Origin of the sequence: Fulvivirga imtechensis AK7 (assembly GCF_000331535.1) — a bacterium.
Classification (GTDB): Bacteria; Bacteroidota; Bacteroidia; order Cytophagales; family Cyclobacteriaceae; genus Fulvivirga; species Fulvivirga imtechensis.
Map to the genome: position 1 here is coordinate 1 of NZ_AMZN01000037.1, position 22,174 is coordinate 22,174.

19 protein-coding genes are annotated in these 22,174 nt (G+C 41.2%); 9 read left to right on the forward strand and 10 right to left on the reverse strand.

What is annotated here, in order from left to right:
• The coding region (locus C900_RS30380) for a hypothetical protein (RefSeq protein WP_221408121.1) at window positions 1–187 on the forward strand (187 nt) is incomplete at its 5' end.
• Between the two features lie 178 nt (window positions 188–365).
• Here the strand turns inward: C900_RS30380 and C900_RS10710 are convergent.
• Window positions 366–2,579: a 2OG-Fe(II) oxygenase family protein gene (locus C900_RS10710; protein WP_051052822.1), complete on the reverse strand. Its 2,214-nt coding sequence runs from the start codon at window positions 2,577–2,579 to the stop codon at window positions 366–368.
• 352 nt (window positions 2,580–2,931) lie between these two features.
• On the opposite strand from C900_RS10710, the gene C900_RS10715 reads away from it, so the two are divergent.
• From C900_RS10715 to cas6, 3 genes are all read left to right on the forward strand, one after another.
• On the forward strand, window positions 2,932–4,029 hold the full coding sequence (locus tag C900_RS10715; RefSeq protein WP_040496496.1) for an AI-2E family transporter: 1,098 nt from the start codon (window positions 2,932–2,934) through the stop codon (window positions 4,027–4,029).
• A gap of 6 nt (window positions 4,030–4,035) precedes the next feature.
• Window positions 4,036–5,133, forward strand: coding sequence for a redox-regulated ATPase YchF (gene ychF, locus C900_RS10720; RefSeq protein ID WP_009579869.1), 1,098 nt, complete (start codon window positions 4,036–4,038; stop codon window positions 5,131–5,133).
• A 215-nt stretch (window positions 5,134–5,348) separates the two neighbouring features.
• Complete coding sequence (gene cas6 / locus C900_RS10725) at window positions 5,349–6,149, forward strand: CRISPR-associated endoribonuclease Cas6 (protein ID WP_083867479.1); 801 nt, start codon at window positions 5,349–5,351, stop codon at window positions 6,147–6,149.
• 305 nt (window positions 6,150–6,454) lie between these two features.
• Here cas6 and C900_RS10730 read toward each other — a convergent pair whose 3' ends face one another.
• Window positions 6,455–7,738 carry a type IX secretion system plug protein gene (locus tag C900_RS10730; protein WP_009579873.1) on the reverse strand — a complete coding sequence of 428 codons (1,284 nt, stop codon included), beginning with the start codon at window positions 7,736–7,738 and terminating at the stop codon, window positions 6,455–6,457.
• A gap of 104 nt (window positions 7,739–7,842) precedes the next feature.
• Between C900_RS10730 and C900_RS10735 the strand changes: the two genes are divergently transcribed.
• From C900_RS10735 to C900_RS10750, 4 genes are all read left to right on the forward strand, one after another.
• The gene (locus C900_RS10735) at window positions 7,843–8,394 is read left to right on the forward strand and encodes an RNA polymerase sigma factor (RefSeq protein WP_040496498.1); all 552 of its coding nucleotides are present in this window, start codon (window positions 7,843–7,845) and stop codon (window positions 8,392–8,394) included.
• The gene (locus C900_RS10740; protein ID WP_009579875.1) at window positions 8,378–9,766 is read left to right on the forward strand and encodes a hypothetical protein; all 1,389 of its coding nucleotides are present in this window, start codon (window positions 8,378–8,380) and stop codon (window positions 9,764–9,766) included. Before C900_RS10735 ends, C900_RS10740 begins: the two co-directional genes overlap by 17 nt.
• Before the next feature lie 274 nt (window positions 9,767–10,040).
• Window positions 10,041–11,360, forward strand: coding sequence for an LVIVD repeat-containing protein (locus C900_RS10745; RefSeq protein ID WP_009579876.1), 1,320 nt, complete (start codon window positions 10,041–10,043; stop codon window positions 11,358–11,360).
• On the forward strand, window positions 11,350–12,114 hold the full coding sequence (locus C900_RS10750) for a hypothetical protein (RefSeq protein WP_009579877.1): 765 nt from the start codon (window positions 11,350–11,352) through the stop codon (window positions 12,112–12,114). The genes C900_RS10745 and C900_RS10750 overlap by 11 nt, the downstream gene beginning before the upstream one ends.
• A gap of 299 nt (window positions 12,115–12,413) precedes the next feature.
• Here the strand turns inward: C900_RS10750 and C900_RS10755 are convergent, their stop codons facing one another.
• Window positions 12,414–14,336 (reverse strand): ABC-F family ATP-binding cassette domain-containing protein, encoded by a 1,923-nt coding sequence (locus C900_RS10755; RefSeq protein WP_009579879.1) that lies wholly within the window; start codon window positions 14,334–14,336, stop codon window positions 12,414–12,416.
• Window positions 14,337–14,608: 272 nt separating this feature from the next.
• Between C900_RS10755 and C900_RS10765 the strand changes: the two genes are divergently transcribed.
• On the forward strand, window positions 14,609–15,760 hold the full coding sequence (locus tag C900_RS10765) for a PQQ-dependent sugar dehydrogenase (protein ID WP_009579881.1): 1,152 nt from the start codon (window positions 14,609–14,611) through the stop codon (window positions 15,758–15,760).
• 221 nt (window positions 15,761–15,981) lie between these two features.
• Here the strand turns inward: C900_RS10765 and C900_RS28355 are convergent, their stop codons facing one another.
• From C900_RS28355 to C900_RS10800, 7 genes are all read right to left on the reverse strand, one after another.
• On the reverse strand, window positions 15,982–16,869 hold the full coding sequence (locus C900_RS28355; RefSeq protein WP_009579882.1) for a tetratricopeptide repeat protein: 888 nt from the start codon (window positions 16,867–16,869) through the stop codon (window positions 15,982–15,984).
• Window positions 16,870–17,054: 185 nt separating this feature from the next.
• Complete coding sequence (locus C900_RS10775; RefSeq protein WP_009579883.1) at window positions 17,055–18,128, reverse strand: AraC family transcriptional regulator; 1,074 nt, start codon at window positions 18,126–18,128, stop codon at window positions 17,055–17,057.
• Window positions 18,129–18,143: 15 nt separating this feature from the next.
• Window positions 18,144–18,470: an Mpo1-like protein gene (locus C900_RS10780; RefSeq protein WP_040496503.1), complete on the reverse strand. Its 327-nt coding sequence runs from the start codon at window positions 18,468–18,470 to the stop codon at window positions 18,144–18,146.
• A 125-nt stretch (window positions 18,471–18,595) separates the two neighbouring features.
• A complete protein-coding gene (locus tag C900_RS10785; protein WP_009579885.1) occupies window positions 18,596–19,468 on the reverse strand; it encodes a hypothetical protein in 873 nt (290 codons plus the stop codon).
• Window positions 19,469–19,551: 83 nt separating this feature from the next.
• On the reverse strand, window positions 19,552–20,913 hold the full coding sequence (locus C900_RS10790) for a sensor histidine kinase (protein WP_040496505.1): 1,362 nt from the start codon (window positions 20,911–20,913) through the stop codon (window positions 19,552–19,554).
• The gene (locus tag C900_RS10795) at window positions 20,910–21,590 is read right to left on the reverse strand and encodes a response regulator transcription factor (RefSeq protein ID WP_009579887.1); all 681 of its coding nucleotides are present in this window, start codon (window positions 21,588–21,590) and stop codon (window positions 20,910–20,912) included. Before C900_RS10795 ends, C900_RS10790 begins: the two co-directional genes overlap by 4 nt.
• 9 nt (window positions 21,591–21,599) lie before the next feature.
• Window positions 21,600–22,145: a DUF2911 domain-containing protein gene (locus tag C900_RS10800; RefSeq protein ID WP_051052823.1), complete on the reverse strand. Its 546-nt coding sequence runs from the start codon at window positions 22,143–22,145 to the stop codon at window positions 21,600–21,602.
• Between the last annotated feature and the right edge of the window lie 29 nt (window positions 22,146–22,174).

The following is a 22,174-nucleotide window of genomic DNA, read 5'->3' on the forward strand; positions in this document are numbered from 1 at the left end:
AACACACCGAAATGAGTGGCACTATTCGAACCGAATTAGCCACATGGCGCCATTGCTCAACGGCCTGCCGGCTATCCTGCCCTCAAAAAGATACTTTTTGGGACCTTATCAAAGACATGACTACCAGGCAAAATTGCCAATTTATAATCGCCTCCCATTCTCCGATTCTAATGACCTTGCCGAATAGCCAACTGTTTGAATTCAATGAGATAATTGAAGAAAAACACTATGAGGAAACCGAGCATTTTACTGTTCTAGAGCAATTCTTAAATACGCCTGAAGCTTTTACTCGTTTTCTGTGACTCCACGAACTCACTTTGCCAGACCTGACAGGTTTTGAAAATCTGTCAGTATGAACTTCAGAATCATTCTGGTTGACAGACAAAAGCTTCTACTTTTTTTGCTGCTTTTTTTAGTAATTCCGTGTCTTCCTGCCACTCCCTAAATTGTTGCTTGTAGGTAGCCTGAGTTTTTGTGATGCGGAGAGTATGAGGAGATCCCTTTTTTATTGTTTCCATAGTCAGATCTGCTTTTACACTGCTGATTGCTGACTCCATCAGCTTTCTTTCTTGCATATTTGTTCGATAATCGAAGGTGTGCTGAACAGGTGACTGCATAAAACCGGACAATAAATTCCATTGTTGGGCATATGGTTTTGATTGAGGTACCAGGCGCGACCAGTCTGCCGGTGGTTGCGGCATATTATTTACACGATCCTGTAAATTGTCATGACATACCAATAGTAGCTTACATGCTAATGCGGTTCGTTTCTTTGAAGCCATGACTTTATTTAATAAAACCATATTGATATAGCTTCTTTCCCCGGGAGCCATGAGAATGGCTGTCATTGCTTCTACCCATGTTTCTTTTTGAGGAAACATGCCTTCAAGGGCCAGTAGATCTTCAAGCGATTTAGTAGTCACAGGCTGGTTGTCTTTTTTAAGATCTGTCTTTGCAAAATAGTCAGGGAGGGCCTTCAGACACAACGACACCTCACTGCTACATTCCGGTAATGTAGTCAGGGCATGCAATATGGAAAGCAGATGGGTCATAATCTTTGTGTTACCTTCCTGGCCTACTTCGTTAAATATGTGCCCCAGGTATTTCATTGGATAAAATCGAGCTAGTTTTATCCAGTGTGTAGTATCTATTCCTAAAAAATGCTCCTTCAGCAACCGGTTTCCGATCCTGCGAAAGCAAGATGTATCGTTCTCACCTATCAGCCAGTCTATGATAATGTTATAGTCAGCTTTTTCGTAATGTTGGTCATCAAGGGAGCCGGACAGGATAATTTCACACAAGGAGATTTCTCTCTCATTCAACTGGTTCCTGTGTTTGTTATAGTACGCGATCCATTCCAGTTTATTGGCAGCGGTTTGCTCAGGGAGCAATTTTTCATGTATTTCAGCCGACCAGAGTATGACCGCGCCATAATGATACCAGTACATGATATCGGGACCATAATTGCCCATATAGCCTGTACTTTCTTTTACGATGGGCTCACCTTCATCCAGATGGAATGGGACCAGCAGATCTTTTTCTTCGAACCGGATATTGCCTAGGGGTGGGACACCTTCACTTAGCCAATGCTCAACATATAGCGATTCATCATACACTTCATCCATGGTTGCATACTCATCCGGCTCTTCATCATATCCATACCCATATCCATCATAGGCTGGCATACCGGCTTTATAGGAAGTTACCAGACACATTTTGGCATAATACCCTGCTTGTTCGGCTGCTCTCAGGAGCGCCTCAGCCCTGGAGCGATCATCTAGCTTCAGGTTTTCGGCTGAGAAATTTTCAGGTGTATATTGATGTCCCAATAAAATGATTTTTTGGGTCATATCCGGATTGCGCTCATCCGCTTTTAATAAGCCGGCAAGTTTGTTAACATACTTTTGAAGTGGTTCCAATTGTATTTGCTTTCCGGCCTTTTTTTGAATCAGATTATAGATCAACACTACTCTGTATCCGGAGGTTAGTGGTTTGATCTCATGGTCACAGTCGGAGTAAAAAGCAGCGTAAGGTATAACGCTATCATCACAACAGGAATCAAACCGTATCACTTTTTGCTTTCCATCAAAACTCACCAACAGTTCGCCTCCACTGTGATGGGCCGGCAGACCAATGATCAACGTGCCAAACATTCCTTTTTCCTTTTCGGAATCCTTGTGGGGCAGGAAGAAATCACCTTTTTCGTAAATAAGCATCTTATAAAGGTGAGCAGCCACTTCATCTTCTTCAATGCCCAGGTCGGATTTAATATTGACTAATATCCTTCGAATAAGTTTTTCCCATTTATCCCCATTAAATTTCAGCTTTTCGGCATCTATCTCCCAGGCACTCCTGACCTTATTATCTACAATGGTAAGACTTCCTTTTCCAAAGGCGGCTTTGTGTGCTACATCTATCAATGCTACAGCCTGAGGTTTATTAATAGGATATGATAATTCACCTACTCCCTCCACGTCCAGGGCAGGAAAAATAAAGGGCTCCGTACTGCTACAGGCAAAGGAGCCTTTGCCTTTAATGTCATTAAGACAATCTAAAATATCTTGATCCAAATTAGTCATACCCGAAATTAAGGAACCTGGTTTAAAAAAATGCTGATTTCACTAAAGATTAATAGTGGCAATATCCCTGAGCTATTAATTTTGTGAAGGGACTAAAGACATAGTCTGAACCTGCCTCCATATCTGCTTGCGGGAGACTCACCGGAAGAGAATTTTTCGGGAGGTTTTGAAAACCGATCACTGATTCGGACTTACAAGCGTCATTTATCGGATGTGATTGGCCTTGCGGAGACACGCATCCGATGAGTTGCTCAGGCTTTTCAAACCACCTCCAACTTTTTCCGTTTGACTATAAGCGGATCATATGTGTTATTAGCTCAACAATTCAGAAGGTTTTTATTATGTTTGTTTTATGCCAGGACGTACATTTTTTTATATCATTCTATCTTTAGCCCTTGTTGTTTTCTTCGGATGGGTATTTCTCGACATTTTTATATACATAGCTATAGCCATAGTGGTTAGTAGTATTTTAAGGCCACTTACCCAGTATATAGTTAATACACAGATATTTAGGATCAGGATACCCCGGTTGCTGGCAGTGATCTTGTCCTATGCCATATTGATACTCCTTATCGTTTCATTTGTTATTTTGTTCATCCCTCTTATATCGGACCAGATAGAGGTAATATCTGGTATTAACTACGAAAATCTATATACTCGTCTGACCCTGCCTCTACAGCGGCTGGAAGATTTTTTAATTGCTAATGATCTTACTACCGAATCAGAGGGATTTATTGTTAATAGCCTGAAAGACAACATTATTTCCGTTATCTCTGAGGTAAAATTCGGCAATGTTTTAAATGACATTCTGGCCTTTACAGGGCAATTTTTTGTGGGTATTCTGGCGGTGAGCTTTATTTCATTCTTCTTCCTATATGAAATGGGTTCCATGCGCAAGAAGTTGATATCACTTATACCAAACAAGTATTTTGAGGTAACCATTGCCGCTTACAATAAGATAGAGCGACTACTTTCAAACTACCTCATCGGTTTGCTGTTCCAAATGTTTTTCATTTTTACCATTGCCTCTCTGGGGTTGAGCATCCTGGGGATAAAATATGCTCTGACTATAGCGCTTTTTGCTGCTGTGGCCAACCTGATACCATACCTGGGACCAATTCTTGGAGCTACTTTTGGTATCCTCGTTGGTATTTCTACAGGCACCGATTTGGTGTATTCTCAGGATTACCTGGTCCTGATCCTTAAAATTGCAGCAGTATTTGCCATTGTCCAATTGGTGGATAACATTGTCCTTCAGCCATTAATCTTTTCGAAAAGTGTAAAAGCACATCCATTAGAAATATTTATAATTATATTTGCAGGCGCTTCGCTGGCGGGCATTCCCGGAATGATCGCTGCCATACCTGTTTATACTGTTATCAGGGTCTCTATTTCTGAACTATATTCAGGGTACAGAAGCTATAATATTTTTAAACTTCAGAAAAAGTAGAATTTCATGGCACTGAAATGTGGTATAGTAGGGTTGCCCAATGTTGGGAAGTCCACTCTTTTTAATGCGATCTCAAATAATAAGGCAGAAGCTGCCAATTTCCCGTTTTGTACTATTGAGCCTAACGTTGGAGTGATCACCGTACCTGATGAGCGGCTTCAGATACTCGAGGAACTGGTGAATCCGCAAAGAGTGCTGCCTACTACCATTGAATTTGTAGATATTGCCGGGTTGGTAAAGGGTGCCAGCAAAGGAGAAGGGCTTGGTAACCAGTTTTTGGCTAATATCAGAGAGGTAGATGCAATCGCTCATGTTGTGCGTTGCTTTGCCGATGACAACATTGTGCATGTAGAAGGGAAGGTAGACCCGGTGGCTGATAAGGAGGTGATAGATGCTGAATTACAATTAAAAGATCTGGAATCTGTCGATAAAAAGATAGCCCGTATTGAAAAGGTAGCCAAGAGTGGAGATACAAAGGCAAAAAAGGACCTTTCGGTATTGCAGCAGTACAAAACGCATCTGGAGGCAGGAAACAATGCACGAACACTGGAGCTTGACCCTGAAGAAAGGAAGGCCATTGCAGATCTTCAACTGCTCACGGCTAAACCAGTGATATATGTGGCCAATGTTGAAGAAACAGCGCTGCCTGACGGTAACGAATACTCTAATATGCTGAAGCAAGCCGTGAAAGGGGAGAATGCAGAAGTGGTTGTGGTGTCGGCTTCTATTGAAGCCCAGATCGCAGAACTTGAAGACTCGGAAGAGCGGGCGCTGTTCCTTGAAGAGTATGGACTAAAAGAGTCAGGCTTGAATAAGCTGATCAAAGCTGCCTATAACATACTTAACCTGATCACCTATTTTACTGCCGGAGTACAAGAGGTAAGAGCCTGGACCATTAAAAAAGGATGGAAGGCTCCGCAGGCGGCAGGGGTTATCCATACCGATTTTGAAAAGGGCTTTATTAAGGCTGAAGTTATAAAATTAGAGAATTATCAAAAATATAAATCTGAAGTGGCTTGTAAAGAAGCCGGTAAAATTGCCATCGAAGGAAAGGAATATATTGTGTGCGATGGAGACATTATGCACTTCAGATTTAATGTTTAAAATATTTTTTTATTACATGAATTTTTAGAATTGGCGATTTAACGTTATTTTTATTAAAATATTGTATAACTTTTTTGAATAACGATAACAATCTGGCTGAAAGTTAAAGTTACAACTGTTTGTTTGGAGAGGGGGTGACGCGAGAATTTTTTAAGATAAAACAGTGATTATATCCCTTTGGCCCTGATTTTTTGTCTAGGTAATTTTATTTCAAATTGAGAGTCAGGATTATATTTCTTCTAAAGAATAGGGGGAGCCATGTCCCTTTTCATCACCAATATTTGCTTGCGCAAATGATCAAAGGAATTTTGATGAAGGGTGGTGAGGAAAAGTTTATTAAGTATTCTTTCTACAATTTTTCCGGGCTTAAAGGTCAAACTAAAGTGAGTAGAAAAGGGTTGCACTTTTATTCTTCTCGTGTAACACTTGTTTTTTCAAGCCCTAATAAGCAATTCATTGATTACTTCCTCATGAATCTATTTGAGTTCGAGCAGGTGGAGCTGGGTGGACTATTCCTGCAGCCTGAGGCCGTGGAGTTGGAGGAAAAGGTGGAGTTAGGCGAATCTTTGAAATTTATCTGTATATCACCGCTGGTCATACTCAATTCCTCATTTAACGATAGTTCTGCCAAGCGATTTATTTCTCCGGATACGGATGCTTTTTCTGACCTGCTTTACGAATCTACTATTGGGAGAATGCAGGCAGCGGAGATGTTTACCGATGAGCAAATAGTGAGTTTTTATAAGTTTCAGGTTGTGCCGGACAAAAGCTACCTTGCCAGGCTGGCTGCGGCACAAAAGAAATTTGCCAGGATCTACCCCGTCTATGACCAGGATGTAAAGTATGAGGTAAGAGGGTACACCTTTCCATTTACACTATATGCTGCCAAAGAGGTACAGGAGTTTGTCTTTCACTGTGGCCTTGGCCAGTTTACACACAAAGGGTTTGGCATGCTGGATGTAGCCCACTCCAATCCTAACAGCAGGGTGCTGAAATATGAATTCAGCTATGCCTAATGGGCTGATCTCTAAATCAACAGCTATATTCACAACTCTTTTCCTTCATGTCTGGTTGAGATTTTTCAATATTTGGGATCAAGCGATATTTATGGGGCGGTAATGTAAATATTGCTGATAATGCAGGTTCTTACATCCTTCCTGAAAGAAATCTCATTCCCCGGCGGGCCTCAATGCCCCAGGCTACAAAGGATTCCATCCCTCCGGGATGCTTAGCTTGACGGCTATGGTACAGTTGTCCGGGAAGAGTATTTTTGGGACAAGCATAACGCAGATATTGACGTTTTCTAAAAGCCACTATTTAGTTAGTTAGTGGCATTCAGCGTTATATGTTTGTATCCGATCAGCATATCTGCCCGGCTTGCGGGGGGGCTATAATAAACGAATATTTCATATTCATTTTCTGTTTCGAAGTGGTTACCCTCAAAGTAGTTATTTTTTAAAGTATCTCCTTTTATAAAGTATTGATAGTCGTAATATCCTTGTTTCAGGATCATTTCACCGTGGTACATTTCGGTTTTCTTGTCGTAGTTCATCTTATTGGTTAGATCCCAATTGTTCATTTTGCCTACTACATACACATCACCACCAATTTCGTCTGCTTTCAATGTGAAATAAGTGGTAACATAGTCACTTTGCACGGGACCATTGCCCGTGTCAGTATTGGCTATGAAAAAATCACCGTTCAGGTCATCATATTGTGTATATACCTGGTATATCCTGGGCAGATCTGTCATCAGTTGCACCGAAATGGGACGCGTGTTGAGGTGTACGCGCTGTACATTCTGGCCGGGGTACCTGAGCGACCGCATGTCAAAAAAACGGAATTCATTGCCGGCACTGAAATTATTTTCATAGTTGAAAAAACGGTATTCTAGCTCACTTATATTTTCTCTGATGAAATTTGGCTTAAGTGTCGTAATGGCATTATCCCAGCGCTGATTTTGTCTGAGTACTATTTGAATACTTTCGAGAGGGTTTTGAATAGGGAAATCTGTATAGTCAATCTTGAAATCCAACTGCTGATTCATTCTGTTCACCGAGGTGAGGCCGGTAAGGCTACTGGTAAGTGAAATGCTTACATTATTATTGAATAGCATAAATCTCTTTGAGAGAATAATGTCTGATTCATTTGAACCCCTGTAAGCCACCAGCAGGTAGTTGCCGGGCAGTTTTATGTTGGGCAACTTAAATCTATAATGGACATAGGCAATTTTAGTATCAACTGATAACTCATAGTTATTGATATTGTACTCATTGTAGTCATATAGATAATCCAGGTTGCGAAGTCTGGAGGGTCGCCAGTCGCTGTTGCAGTGAATGATCTTTACCTTGTAGTTTTCAGGAGACTGAACCAGGTCATCAAATTCAAGCATGAGACTATTGTTCCCAACCGGAGCGACCGCAGGTAGTAAAATGTCATTAGGCTTACCGGTGTTTGGATAAAGCTGCACCGTTCGTATCTCCATTTCGTAGGTGGCATCTTTGTATAGTAATTTTTTTTCCTGGGGAAAAGTTTTATTTCCCGGAGCGTTGCCAAAAGAGAATTGGCTAAAAATTATTATTGCTGAGGCGATCCATTTTATCATCACGCATTAAAATTATGATTAATTTTGATATACGAGGTAACGTATTCCAACCAAAGTTAATTGTGCAGTGTCTACAAAACATAGCACGTGCTCATTTGTTGTAAATGGATTCAGAAAAAGACCTTATAGAGGGGTGTTGCAGAGGTGATAGAAAGTCGCAAAGGCGTCTTTTCGATCTTTTTTCTAAAAAGATGAAAGTGGTTGCCATGCGTTACTCCAAGTCGGATCTTGAAGCGGAAGATATTCTGCAGGAATCTTTTATTAAGATTTTTGATAAGATCAAAACCTTCCGGGGCGACTCACGCCTGGAATTTTGGATCAAAAGGGTGGTAGTCAACACTGCGCTAAATCATCAACGAAGTAAACTGTATTTATTCCCGATGGTTGATGTTAATGGATTGACCTGTTTAGAGGATGGAGGCTTTTCATTGGCAGGTTTTCACTTTCGGGAATTGTTGAAGCTGATACAGGATCTGCCTTCAGGTTGCCAGGTAATATTTAACCTGTTTGCCATAGAAGGATATTCTCATAAAGAAATTGCCGAGATGCTGGATATCAGTGAAGGCACTTCGAAATCCCAGTATGCGAGGGCGAGGAGCCTTCTTCGGGAGAAAATTGAAAAAGAAGAAAGTATTAGTTATGGAAATGCAAGATAGAACCGATTTCGAGAGAGAGTGGGAGAGCGCATTTGCCGAGGCCGAAGCAGATGTGTCGCCTGCTGTTTGGAATAACATCGATCAGGCTATGGGTGATGGGGCAAGCTATAAAAGACGGTTGCTGGTGCTTACACTGCTGGCTGCGGCATCAGTGGCATTTGCCCTTTCTGTAGCAGGAGTGGGGGTATACAGAATGTATTTGAATAACGATGCAACCCATGTGAAGCAGGTGGCCAGCGCCGAAACTGAAAAGAACCAAGTAGAAACAGCACCGGGTAAGGAGAATATGGTAGCATCAGATGAAGATAATCACCGGCAGTATGCAGACGCAACTGAAAAGTTACAGGCTCCTTCGGATAATAGATATTCTTCTGCCAATGATCATAAAAAAGACGTGTCTCCGGCACCTGGTATGTCATCACCTGATCTGTTGGCTAATGGGATAACGGGAGGTGAGGAAGAAAATGGAACACAAAAAATGGGAAGTGTGAACGGGGGTGTTGTAGTAACCTCTGAGGCAGACAAAGGGACATCGGGATCAGAGCCTCAGCCTGTGGACCGGAGATTTGCATTTTTAGAAACGTCACCCATTCAGCTTGCTGAGTTGCGTATGGTACCCTGGTATGGGTATATCTCTACAAAAAAGACTAGTAACGCTAAAAAATTGTGGGCGGGTATTGGTTTTTCAGCGGGGCGTCTTGACCCAAATACATCTTCGTCTGCTGCAGGCAACAGGGAATTTTTGCAGACTTTTGATGGGGTATCGGCAGAAAGAAGCCCATCGTTTTTAAATGAAAGAGAAGGCCAGGCAATAAATATGGGGGTTAACATGGGGGTTCAGGTTTTTGAAAAATGGGTACTGCAAAGCGGTATAACATACATCCAGCAGCAAACTACCAGCACATCAAATGTTGCAGTGAATAATGCGGGGTCTACGGCCAAAACGTTAAGTAATCATTTGGAGATCAAAGACGAAGACAGATTAGTTTTCACAGCTCCGTACGATGTTAATAATACTTATGAACTTATCTCTATACCTGTGCAGGCCGGATATATTGTGCTGGACCGTGATATTCAAATTACACTTTTGGGTGGTGTTGCCAACAGTATCCTGTTAAAAAGCGAAGTCAGTGACGAGTCCGGTAATTTTGAAGGGGTAACTATTCCTGCAGGTGACAGATCACGTTACAATACTTATCAGTTGAGCGCTATTGTGAGCTCCGAAGTCAGTTATCTGGTGAGTACGCACTATCAACTTGCTTTAATACCTCAAATTAGGCAATCGGTAAACTCTGTTACCAAGTCCGAGGCGGGCTATTTAAGTCGCCCGACAGTATTGGAAATTGGGTTCAGGTTTAAATACATTTTCTAAAAGTTGACTCTTTTTCCAACCCCTGTTGTCCAAAGCGTGTCTTTTAGGTGTAGTTAAAGTTTACACCAATGAAATGAGCATAAACCTATGGCTATCCCGGAGGCCCCGATAATCGATTATAATCGATTATAATCGATTCGGGACAGGCTTGGATGAATAATTGGTAGTTGGCAAAAAGGCAGTAGGCAAAAAGAGTGTTACTAATAGTCGAGTGACTTCAATGAAGCACTTCGATCTTTGAACTATCTCATACTCAATACTAAAATATAGACATATGAAAAGTATAAGCCCCGGTAGAAAGTCATCCGGAGTGAATCGGTCGTTGACCATACTACTCCTGATCATGGCATTAGTTTCCTGCCTCTTAGTAGGATGCACTGATAAGTGCAATGTAAAAAATACATACACCTACTTTGAGCCGGTATATACTCCTTTAGCTGAAATTAGAGCTGCTGTGACAACCCTGCCGGCTCAGGAGATCAGTCAGGCGGGTAAAATGTTTTATAATAATGGGTTTTTATTTATCAATGAACCTAACCAGGGGGTACATGTGATTGACAACAGAGACCCTTCTCAGCCACAAAATATAACTTTTATCAATATTCCGGGTGCTTTTGATCTGGCAGTAAAAGGGCACATACTTTTTTCTGACAGCTATGTTGATCTTGTGGCAATAGATATCACCGATGTCCATAATGCAAAAGAGGTAGGCAGGTTAAAGGATCTGTTCGCCAGTTATAATTCCTATGGTTTTTATGCCACGGCTGAACTGGGCGTAGTTACAGGTTGGAAAGAGGTGGAGCAGGTCAACTTGTATGAGTCCGATTGTGAGGCGTCTTCTGATTGGCACCTGTATGAAACCGGTATAGCGGTAGATAATAACATGCGGTTTGAAGCTAATCTGGCGGTGTCACCGGGTGCTTCAGGCATTGGCGGGTCTATGGCTCGTTTTGCATTGGGGCAAGGTCATCTATATGCCATTGATGCCACGGATCTCTATCCTATAGATGTAAGCAATGCTACGGATATGCATCCGACAGAAAAGGTACTTGTAGACTGGGGTATTGAAACGCTCTTCCCCATAGGCGATAAGCTGTTTATTGGGGCTCAAAATGGTATGTTCATCATGGATATTTCCGATCCTCTGCACCCGGTACAGGTATCGAACTACCGCCACGTAACCAGTTGCGACCCCGTAGTTGTAGATGGCAATTATGCCTATGTAACGTTGCGAAGTGGTACTGAATGTCAGGGATTTACTAATCAGCTTGAGGTTATTGATATATCGGATATTAGTAGCCCCCAGCTACTGCACGTATATGAAATGTATAATCCGCATGGCTTGGGTAAGGATGGCGATGTGCTGTTTATATGTGATGGCACTGAAGGTCTCAAGATATATAATGCTGCTCGGGTAGATGCAATAGCCCAAAATTTACTGGCACACTACAAAAATATCAGAGCTTTTGATGTTATACCTTTTAACAATGTGGCCATGATGATTGGTGATGACGGACTGTACCAGTATGACTACTCTGATATTAGCAATATTAAATTTCTGAGCCATATCAAAATATCTACGGATGCAGACTAAGAAACTCTTTCTGGCCGGGCTCTTACTGTTGTGGCAATTATATGCTTTTTCCCAAAATGACAAGGTATTCCTTAAAAATGGCAGTCTCCTGTACGGACAGGTGGTGTCTGCCACCCCGGATACAACCCTTTTTCGCACCGACAATAGCCTGTTTCGGATCAATAATTTAGAGGTCAACCATATCAAGCTCAACAGACGGAACAGAGCGGCTGTTGTTCCTCATGTGCTGGATGTTATTAATAAAAATGATTATGAGCGTGGGCTGAAGATAGGTTTTGAAGGAGGGGTATTGGTTGGTGGAGATGGGGTTAATCAGTCTCATCCTCAGGTGACTTTTTCAGTCCTGACGTATTATAAGCTTGAACCATGGGCACAATTGGGCGTGAATATTGGTTTTGAAAACTATTTTCGTTTTAGGTGTGTGCCTTTTTTGGTATATTATAAAACCGATCTTGACCGAAAGGATGGTGGAGCATTTGTGTATGCAGCTTTTGGCTACGGAAAACCGTGGCAACGGAGGGAGTCAGAACGCGACTATGAAAAATTAAGCGGGGGAGTAGCCCTCAAACTGGGTGCCGGACATACTTTTAATATTGGAATTTGGCCCATGGAACTGTCACTGGCATATAGTTTGCAAAAAGTAAGGGAAGTATACCCTGAGCGAAGTACGTGGGGAATTTGGGGTGGAGAAGTACAAACAATATTATCGAGATCGATGAACAGAATGTTGTTTAAACTCGGAATTTATATTTAAATAATCTTAGAAATCTCCTAAATAAATGTTTAAGTTTGTGCCGTTTTTAAAAATATAATGAAAAAGAGAGTTACCTTTTGAGCGTAACCCTCATTAATATGTAATCTATTAACATTCACTTAATTTTTATGAAGATTTACGAACTACAATTAAGGAAGATGATTTTGAGATATGCTGTTGCTGTAGTAGTTACTTTGATCATAATGATATTAATATAGTCATTACCGATTAATTGACTAAGTGCGGCAGCATATTTTTTGCGCACTTTTAGTTTTTTTTAAGAAATTTTGGTTGGTCCTCTAACTATTCTCTAACTGATCTATTTCTTCGGCTTTTGCTTCCCATTGTTGGTTGAGGCTGTCTAGTTGAGTTTTGAGATGTTCATACTTATCATTTGCTTTAAAAAGCTTATCAGGGTCGCCAAAGACTGCAGGGTCAGCCATTTCCTCTTCCGCAAGAGCTATTTCATTCTCTAATGCCGTTATACGCTCTTCAATTTTGGTTAGGTCCCTCTGATGACTTTGTAAAAGCTTATCATTGCCGTTGTCAGAGGTTTTCTGAGGCTTGGGTTTGTTTACCTTCTTCTCTTTCGATTGTTTTGAAAGATCGTTATTGTTTTGCCCCTCAGGGTTCTTGCTTTTCCAATAGATATATTCCTCATAGGTTCCGGGATATTCTTTTATCTGATGGTTTTCTATATACCATATCTTATTGGCTACTTTAGAGATGAAGTGGCGATTGTGAGATACAGTAATGAATGCACCCTTAAATTGTTGCAATGCCTGGGCTAATATATTTTCAGATTGGAAATCGAGGTGGTTGGTAGGCTCATCAAGCAACAAGAAATTTGATTCTGAAATAAGCGTCTTCGCCAGCGCTACTCGTGACTTTTCACCTCCTGAGAGTACTTTTATTTTTTTGAATACATCATCCGAGCTAAAGAGGAAGCACCCTAACACTTGTCTGAGTTCTAATTCTGTTTTATTGGCGCCCGCTTGTTTGAGTTCATCTAATATTTCATTGTCAACATTTAGCGCTTCGAGCTGGTGCTGTGCATAAAACCCTTTGATTACATTATAACCTTCCTCTCTTTTTCCCTCAATGGGCTCAGTGCCAGCTATAATTCTGAGCAGGGTGGATTTACCTTTACCATTGGCGCCTATCAGCGCTATTTTATCACCCCTTTCTATGTTTGCTGACGTGTCTTTTAATATTTTAAGGTCTCCGTATGACTTACTTACATGTTCCAGGCGGATGACGTGCCGGCCGGATTTCTGTTTGAAGTTGAATTTGAAATTTACAGTGGCAGTTCCGTCTATTACGTCTTCAACCACATCCATTCTTTCCAATGCTTTTACACGCGATTGCACCTGCCGGGCTTTAGTTGCTTTGGCACGGAATTTTTCGATAAACCGCTCAGTCTGTTTTATCTTTTGCTGTTGGTTTTCAAATGCATTTTTTTGAATTTCCGCCCGTTGCTCCTTTTCCTGTAGAAAATAGTCATAATTACCTTCATAAGTTACCAGTTGCTGGTTGGCAACTTCTACAATCTTTGATACGGTATTGTTGAGAAACTGCCTGTCGTGGGAAACAACAATCACAGCTCCTTCATATCCTCTAAGGTAATTTTCTACCCATTCGATAGAGGGTAGGTCCAGGTGGTTGGTGGGCTCATCCAGCATCAAAAGTGATGGTTTTTCCAACAACAGTTTGGCGAGCATTACCCGCATACGCCACCCTCCCGAAAATTCCTTTAATGGCCTTTGAAGGTCTGGCGTGGAAAAGCCAATCCCCTCCAGTATTTCCTCGGCTTTGGCTTGCATAGTGTAGCCTTCCAAACGCTCGAACTTCTCCTGAAGCTTAGTAAGCTTTTCGACAAGGTCATCCGAATAGTCAGTTTCCAGCTTCTTAAGTATTTTATCTATTGCCTTCTGCGTTTCAACAGCTTCACCAAAGGCCTGCATGGCTACAGAGAGAATGCTGTCTTCAGATTGATAGGATAAGAGATCCTGATTGAGAAAACCTATTGTGCAGTCATTGCTTTTGCTGATCTCACCTTTGTCTTGCTTATAATCACCGTTTATGAGCTTTAACAATGTGGATTTGCCGGTGCCATTGAGGCCAATAAGCCCAATTTTATCTTTAGGTTTAATATGTAGCGAGGCATCTTCATAGAGAGGCCTGCCCCCGATGTAGTAAGAAAGATTGGTGATTGATAACATGGCTGCAAATTTACCTGTTGTATTAGTATTAAAAAATCAAAACGATTTATACTTTGGCAATACGATTCAAAAAGTGTAATTTTTGATAAAACCTGATTACAATGAAAAATATGATACTTAGTGTCTGTAAGAAAACGCCAATGCCTGCTTTACGCTTGCCCAAAAAATGCTCTGCCACAGGGGACTCCACTTTTTGGGGCTTTATCGCGCTCTTTGGCGGGAACGGTTTCTTAAAGCTACTTAGAGTTTTCTTACAAGCACCACTTATATATATGTTTGTCATGTTGTTTGGCATTGCCTGTAGTTCACCGGAAACAACCGGGAAGAACAATTCAGATAATACAAAAGAAGCAGAAAACGTTCCTGACAGTTCAAGTTATTCTAAATACCCCATTGATGGGATAAGCTTGCCACATGGTTTTAAAATCGATGTATTTGCGGAAGTTGATAATGCCCGTTCATTGGCTATGAGCCCCGCTGGAGTTATCTATGTTGGTAACAGGTCGGGAGATAAGGTGTATGCGGTAAGAGATAACAACGGAGACTGGAAGGCCGATGAAAAATACATACTGGCCTCCGGACTTGAGATGCCGAATGGAGTGGCATTTAAAGAAGGGGACCTTTATGTAGCAGAAGTCAGTCGCATCCTCAGGTTTAACGATATAGAGGCGAATCTGGCCAATCCGTTAAAGCCGGATGTAGTGTATGACAAGTATCCCAAGGAGCACCATCATGGCTGGAAATATATTGCTTTTGGGCCAGACGGGATGTTGTATGTTCCTGTAGGTGCGCCTTGCAACATTTGCGAAAGTAAGAAACCCATATATGCCTCTATTACTCGTATCAAACCTGATGGAACGGGCATGGAAATTTATGCAGAAGGGGTGAGGAATACAGTAGGTTTCGATTGGCATCCTGAAACCAAAACTTTGTGGTTTACCGACAATGGGCGTGACATGTTGGGAGATAATATACCTCCTTGCGAACTGAACAGGGCGCCGGAAAAAGGACTACACTTTGGCTATCCGTATTGCCATGGCAACGATATTGGCGATCCGGAATTCGGAGAAAAGCGGCCATGCAGTGAGTTTAAAAAGCCTGCATGGAATTTTGCAGCTCATACCGCTCCATTAGGGATGAAATTTTATACAGGTGATATGTTTCCAAGTGATTATAAAGGAGATATAATAGTAGCGCAGCATGGTTCGTGGAACAGGTCATCAAAAATTGGCTACAGGCTAATGCGCGTAAAGGTGAATAATGAGCGAGCAACTGAGGCAGAAGTGTTTGCGGATGGATGGTTGAATGACCAGGAGCAGGAGGCGTGGGGCAGGCCTGTGGATGTGTTACAGATGCCAGATGGTTCATTGTTAGTTTCTGATGATAAAGCGGGGTTGATTTATAGAATTTCATATGAAGGGTAATGGTAAAGCTGCCCGGCTTTAATGACAGTTATTTATGATTGTCAAGGTATATGTTTTGCGTGTATGAAGGGATAACCGGTAAAAACACTGCCGAATATTTGAAGAGCAGGTTATTCATTTGGTAGAGTTGGCCGAGGTGCAGGACTGTTAGTATAGATCACCAGAGAGACATATTGCTTTTTCTGGTTGCCCAGGTGGCATGGTTGTTAGTCGTAGAAAGATCATTCATTTTTCCTTTTATACAAACCATCAAACGCAATTGTCCACGTCTTTCCATCATCTGTCGAGCTTTCCATTAATTGCCGTACGGTGCCATCACCTTGCAGTGTAAAGGTCATGCGCGAAAGAGATACTTCTCCGTTGCGGTTCTGAAATTTACTCTCCAGTCGAAGCATGCCATTGTCTTTGGCTGTTTCCAGGTAGTTATAAACATCACCTGCACTTCCTACCCAATGTTGGTGCCACTTTTTGTCTATCGGATCGTAATAGTTGATACTTTGGCCGGAGTAATTGTGTGAAGTGGAATAGCTCTCGTGAATGGCACATCCTCCGTTGGCTATAGTTATGGAGTTATCACCAACTTTGCCACCTCTGGCGAACACTTCCCATTCTCCAACCCAAAAGTCCAGATGACGATGATCCGTGCTGCTCAGGCAGGGGTAAGCGTTTATCCTGTACTTTTCAAGGGCCTCGGCAAAACCTTTGTCGTTACGAATTGGATCAAATTCCATATCAGATCTTAGTCGTATATACGCAGAAGCCCCTTTTTCTGCCCCGCTTTTTAATTCTGCTATTGCCTGAGCCCGGTCGCCTTTAAGCAGATATGATTTAGCCCTGTTGATGCTCACATTGGAGATGGGAAAGTTGTATTCTTCAGCTTTATTATAAAAGGCGATGGCATCATCATACTTCTTCAGCTTCATATTGCTAAAAGCCAGATTGTACCATGCTGTCGAATCAGTAGCATTTGTCCTTAGATATTGCTCAAAGGCAGTCGCTGCTTTTTCCCAATCCCGGTCATTAAAATGTTTATCTGCTGTCTCTTTGATGTCCTGGGCAAAGAGGCTTATATAAACGGTACTGAGTATTATTATTAGAATATTTTTCATGCGAGTGCAATTAGTTTAAGATATTGGTAGTGTGGTCATTGAGACTGGAGAATTCTGTTTTTTGCCGTTCGTATCGCTGCTTTTCCACGCAATACTCAAGATCAAATACTCATGACTCTCTTATTGAGGCTATGATAGGACAATAGGAGTGAAAATCGGGCAAATCCGATAATATTTTACCTGATTTAGTTAGAGTGAGCCTCGTTTGGGTTTAATTGTTTGTTGCGGTATTCCGAAGGTGGCTGACCTGTAAATTTTTTAAATGCATTATTGAAAGACGCTTTATTGTTGAAGCCGCTGTCATAAGCTACATGTATTATTTTTTTGTCGCACATTGTAGGGTCAGCAAGCATTTGCCGTGCGGCATTGACCCGGTATATGTTAATAAAGTCAGAGAAATTTTGCTTCTCCAGATCATTAATTACCTGGGAAATGTGATGCGCTGAAAAGGAGAGCTGTTCTGCAAGTTGCTGAAGCTTCAGGTCACTATCCAAATAGGGTTTTTGGGTAGCCATATGCATTTTTATTGTGGCCAGAATAGATCTTGCTGCAGAATCGGATAGCGTAGACCGATCATACCTGGGCGTCTCCTGTACCTTCAGTACATCCGGATGTTGAAAACCTTGATAACCTATAAAATAGATGAAGAATGATGATGCAAATGATATGGCATAGTCATACTCTATCTTCAGTGTACTTGTCCACACCAGGAGGTAATAGCCTAAAAAGCTTAATGCATATCCAAAGAAAGCCCAGGCGACCTTTCTCTTCCACAGGAAATCTTTAAGCATACCATTCTGAAGAGTTTTTTGCCTTTGTAACCAATGAAAAATCAACGCTGTGTATGACAGCAGATGGAGGTTCTGGATAATAACTTGTATGGTGATAGCTTTGGTTTGTAGCGATGGGTGGAGGTAGGTCCGGCTAAAAAAGAAGACTACAAATAATATGTATGGAAGCAGGTGCCAGGCATTAAAGGCCAATTCCTTTTTATTTGATCGAATGTAAAGATATGCCAGTGGTCCGAATAAGTAGGTGAAGCCTTGCGTTATGCCCACGTGAAACGGCAGAAACTGCACATACCTCGTCCAAAATGCTACATAATACAACAGACAAAGACTAAAAGTGAGTATTAGTGAGCCAAGCAGGTAGTTGACCCCGGATCTTCGCATATAGATCATTACAGCAAGGAATAAGCCCTGGATACCTACTACCAGGAAAATAATCGTCCATGTGTCCAGCGATGCTTTTGCTTCCATTGAAGGAGGTTATTGTTAAACGGATTCTTTTTCCGGGTTGAATTTCCTTTTCCCTTTTAAAAGGTCAAAAAATAGAATAAAGTCAGAAGCCAGGCTATAACCCGGATACTGAAATGTAGCTGGCTTATTTTTTTCAAAAAAGAAATGTCCTACCCATGCGAAGCCGTAACCTACAAAAGGAATAAGAATTAGTAACCACCAAATTTGCGTGAATATTGCTGTGAAGAGAATAACGAAAATTAGAGCAGTACCAATAAAATGTAGTATGCGACATGTAGTATTGCTATGTTCGGAGAGGTAAAAGGGATAAAACTCTTTTAAGCTGGTGTATTTTTTCTCCATAGCTATCAATAAGTTGATTTGCTATAGAAAGATACAAATTTTTCAGGAGAATTTGTGGGGTGATAAAATGAAGAACGGAGCTGCTTAGCAAGGCAACTCCGTTGAGCAAACCTGTGAATTTGCTTTTATCTCAATCTTATTTGGCTGCTACCAAGGTAGGTCCCTTCATGATGGATATCTATTTTATAGATGCCTTTTTTGAATTTTTCCTTGGGTTTGTAACTTAAAGCCACTCGTTTTGAATGACCATTGGTTGTAACTACCATGTCGGTGGACGCTAACAATACGGGCTCCTCCTCATTAATAATTTGATAAGTAACAGCGCTTGAAGTAGCATTGTTGTGTTTTATGCCAACTGGCGTTGTAACTGTAAGGGACAAGTTATCAGCCATATGGGCCGGTACATCGAATCCTAAAACAATGGCTTTAGTTTTACGCGCATTGATGGTGAGCTTCTCATTCTTTTTGTGAGCCTCTACTCCGTAGTTGTCACCAGCTACCTTCGACAGAAAATCATTTTTCTTGCTGAGTTCCTTATTTGCTTTTTCTAATGAAGCAACGGTGTTTTGAAGGTATGAATTTTTAAATCTCAGATCTTCGAGCGATTCATTTAATCCACTTATTTCATTCTGAAGCTGCTTTTTGTAATCATTTAAATCGCTGATCTGCTTTTTAAGTTTCGATTCATTTAAAGATCTTTGCTTCATTAGCGCGTTTAGCTCGTTTTCCTTTGCTGTCAACTTTGCATATAAATCGGCAAGCTTACCATCCAGTTGTTTGTTCTTTCCCTGGTATGATTGTATTTCTGATTTTAGCTTGTCAATATCTTTATTTAGTGCCAGCTTTTGTGAGAGCATTTTTTCAGATTTAAGCTTTTCATTTTTAAGGTTCTCATTCAGGGCTTTGTTATCAGCCGAGTAGAAGAGCGCGAAACCAAGGGCGGTGAAAAACATTGCAGTTACTACCCCTGCAATGATCTTTTCTTTTGAAGTTTTCATTTTTTTATTGAATAATATTTATGTGAATTAACGACCAGGTTGTTAACGTGGGATAAAAATGAGATTAAAAAGCAATTAAAATTTTAAACCGTTTCGAGCTTTACAGTTATGGTGGCGCCTTCGCCTTCTGTGGATGTGATCGTCATGGAACCGCTATGTATGTCGATGATGTTTTTTGCAAGTGATAAGCCTATGCCATGCCCTCTAATGGTTACAGCATTACTGGCCCGGAAGAAGGGTTGGGTAATTTTTTCTAATTCTGAATCAGGGATGCCAATTCCCTGGTCTTTGAACTCTATGCCTATGTATTTATCAGAGGGTGCTATTGATATGATGACTTCATTGTCTGCGGAAAATTTGCAGGCATTATCGATTATGTTAAGAAAAACGCTTTTCAACATTTGCTCGTTACCTGCAACGGTGAGTTGTTGCTCATCATCAATATCAGGAGATAGCGCTACTTTAATTTTATAGTGGGGGTGATGTTGGGCTACTTCTGAAATGAGTTGCCAGATGATGGTATCAACTCTTAAGGTACTAAAGCTTTCACTAAACGCTTCCGTTCTGGCCAGAAGAAGAAGCTTGGTGGTCAGTTCATTTAAATTTCGCACATCATCTCTTACCGAAATCAAGGTTTTTATGTAATCCTGCTTTTCCCTTTCTTTAAGCAAGCTTACGTCTATTTGTGACAAAATAGCTGTCATTGGAGTACGAAGCTCGTGTGAGGCATTTGAAATGAAGCTTCTCTGACTTCTGAAGGCATTTTGGATACGGTCGAGCATCCGATTGAAGGTAATGCCCAGAAGGGCTATTTCATCCTGACTGTTGCCCTCGGATATGCGCTTGTCCAGATTTGTTGCACTAATAGTATTTACTTCGGCTATTACATTGGAAATGGGTTGCAAAGCACTTCTTGCATAAATACGCCCGACCAGCGCTACGATCAAAATAGATAATAAAAACACAATGATGAGTATATTTCTAAGGTTTTGTAGCTTGCTTTTACCGAAGATATCATTGGCAGCAGCTATCACTACAAAGCGTTCATACCGATCAGTATACAGCAGTCCTAATACTTCAATGTCTCCTTGTTGCCAATCGATCTGCCCTTCAAGCCTGATCTGATCCATAATATCTTTTGAGATGGCAATATCAGGATCAATATTGGTGCTGAATATCTCAGTATTGTTGTAATCAAAAATGGAAATTTTTTCAGAGGGTAGCTGTATGGGGTTAGCCGATTCGATCTTTTTCAAAAGATCAGCATCTACTTCTTCAAACTCTATAAGTAATCGGGCCGCAGTAGTGGCCTTGGACTCCAGGCGCCTGTAAAATTCTTCTTTACGATATTCTGCTGAAAAGATGTAAATGGAGAGAGAAGCAACAAACCAAATGCTGCTAACCATCAGGAGTAATCTGTACGCCAGTTTTGATTTAATATTCATCCACGATCATCGATGTAATATCCCATTCCAACCCGTGTATGTATAAGCTTGCGGTCAGAGTTTTTATCGATCTTCTTCCGCAGTATATTGACATAAACATCTACCACATTGGTGCCTGTATCAAAGTCCAGTTCCCACACCCTTTCAATGATCTCCACCCGGGAAAGCACACGACCTTTATTTCTCATAAGAAATTCTAACAACGAGTATTCTTTGGCAGTAAGGTCAATAGTTTGTTGGTTCCGTTTTGCCACCTTCTTACTTAAGTCCAACTCCAGGTCTGCTATTTTAATGGAGGGGGAGGGCCGGTCAGGAGTAGGTTTACGTTTGCACACCACTTTGATCCTGGCGAGCAGTTCCCGGAAGTCAAACGGTTTTACTACATAATCATCCGCACCGGATTCAAGACCTTCTACTTTATCGTCAGTGGTGCCCAGCGCTGTAAGCATAATGATCTTAGTGTCAATGTCTGATCTTCTTATCTCCTGACATAGCTCAAAACCATTTTTTCCGGGCAGGATGGCATCCAATAGTATCAGATCATACTTATTTTGTTGATAAAGTTTGAGCCCCATAGCTCCGTCATAAGCTATATGGGCCTGATAGCCATTTTCTTCCAGGCCTTGTTTTAAATGGTTAGCTACTTTAACTTCATCCTCAATGATCAGTATGTTCAAGGTATTTTTTTATAAAGTTAAAAACTGAATAGGTATTGATACTTTGGTTTGATCCCACATTATTAGCAGGGCTGCTTCTTCATTTTTTTGTTCAAAAGCCATAGTAAAAGGTTCCCACACCACACTTTGTGTTTTTTCCACAGGTACATCAAAACGCATAACGTCAGAATCCTGGTGATAGTTATAGGACCCCCATTGACCCAGTTCGTCATTAATGATAATGGTCCATTTTTCTTTTTGAGGAATAGTGAATATAGAATAAGTGCCGGCTTTGAGGGTATCACCATTCATAAGTACGTTGCCAGTTAGCGTAATTTCCGTAGCTTCATTCGCGCCAGTTCGCCATACATGGCCATATGGCACAAGTGTTCCAAAAATATCGCGACCCCTTTTGTGAGGCTGGCTGTAGGTGAGTTTTACGTAAGTGTCGTCATACTTCATGGTAACAATAGCGGTGGGACTGGGTCGTGGAGTAATGGCTTCCTGAGCCATAGTATTTATATGAATTAAAGAAAAGACGATAAAAAAAGTGAGGAATAGCAGTTTTGAATTCATAATTTTGTATAATTTCTTTTAGTTGTGTA

What these genes read in the sequence shown, in the direction of transcription:
- C900_RS10785 (WP_009579885.1), bottom strand. Translation starts at nt 19,468, where the DNA reads ATGAAAACTTCAAAAGAAAAGATCATTGCAGGGGTAGTAACTGCAATG.
- C900_RS10745 (WP_009579876.1), top strand. Translation starts at nt 10,041, where the DNA reads ATGAAAAGTATAAGCCCCGGTAGAAAGTCATCCGGAGTGAATCGGTCG.
- ychF (WP_009579869.1), top strand. Translation starts at nt 4,036, where the DNA reads ATGGCACTGAAATGTGGTATAGTAGGGTTGCCCAATGTTGGGAAGTCC.
- C900_RS10755 (WP_009579879.1), bottom strand. Translation starts at nt 14,336, where the DNA reads ATGTTATCAATCACCAATCTTTCTTACTACATCGGGGGCAGGCCTCTC.
- C900_RS10765 (WP_009579881.1), top strand. Translation starts at nt 14,609, where the DNA reads ATGTTTGTCATGTTGTTTGGCATTGCCTGTAGTTCACCGGAAACAACC.
- C900_RS10800 (WP_051052823.1), bottom strand. Translation starts at nt 22,145, where the DNA reads ATGAATTCAAAACTGCTATTCCTCACTTTTTTTATCGTCTTTTCTTTA.
- C900_RS10750 (WP_009579877.1), top strand. Translation starts at nt 11,350, where the DNA reads ATGCAGACTAAGAAACTCTTTCTGGCCGGGCTCTTACTGTTGTGGCAA.
- C900_RS10715 (WP_040496496.1), top strand. Translation starts at nt 2,932, where the DNA reads ATGCCAGGACGTACATTTTTTTATATCATTCTATCTTTAGCCCTTGTT.
- C900_RS10730 (WP_009579873.1), bottom strand. Translation starts at nt 7,738, where the DNA reads ATGATAAAATGGATCGCCTCAGCAATAATAATTTTTAGCCAATTCTCT.
- C900_RS10735 (WP_040496498.1), top strand. Translation starts at nt 7,843, where the DNA reads ATGGATTCAGAAAAAGACCTTATAGAGGGGTGTTGCAGAGGTGATAGA.
- C900_RS10710 (WP_051052822.1), bottom strand. Translation starts at nt 2,579, where the DNA reads ATGACTAATTTGGATCAAGATATTTTAGATTGTCTTAATGACATTAAA.
- C900_RS10780 (WP_040496503.1), bottom strand. Translation starts at nt 18,470, where the DNA reads ATGGAGAAAAAATACACCAGCTTAAAAGAGTTTTATCCCTTTTACCTC.
- C900_RS28355 (WP_009579882.1), bottom strand. Translation starts at nt 16,869, where the DNA reads ATGAAAAATATTCTAATAATAATACTCAGTACCGTTTATATAAGCCTC.
- C900_RS10740 (WP_009579875.1), top strand. Translation starts at nt 8,378, where the DNA reads ATGGAAATGCAAGATAGAACCGATTTCGAGAGAGAGTGGGAGAGCGCA.
- C900_RS10790 (WP_040496505.1), bottom strand. Translation starts at nt 20,913, where the DNA reads ATGAATATTAAATCAAAACTGGCGTACAGATTACTCCTGATGGTTAGC.
- C900_RS10775 (WP_009579883.1), bottom strand. Translation starts at nt 18,128, where the DNA reads ATGGAAGCAAAAGCATCGCTGGACACATGGACGATTATTTTCCTGGTA.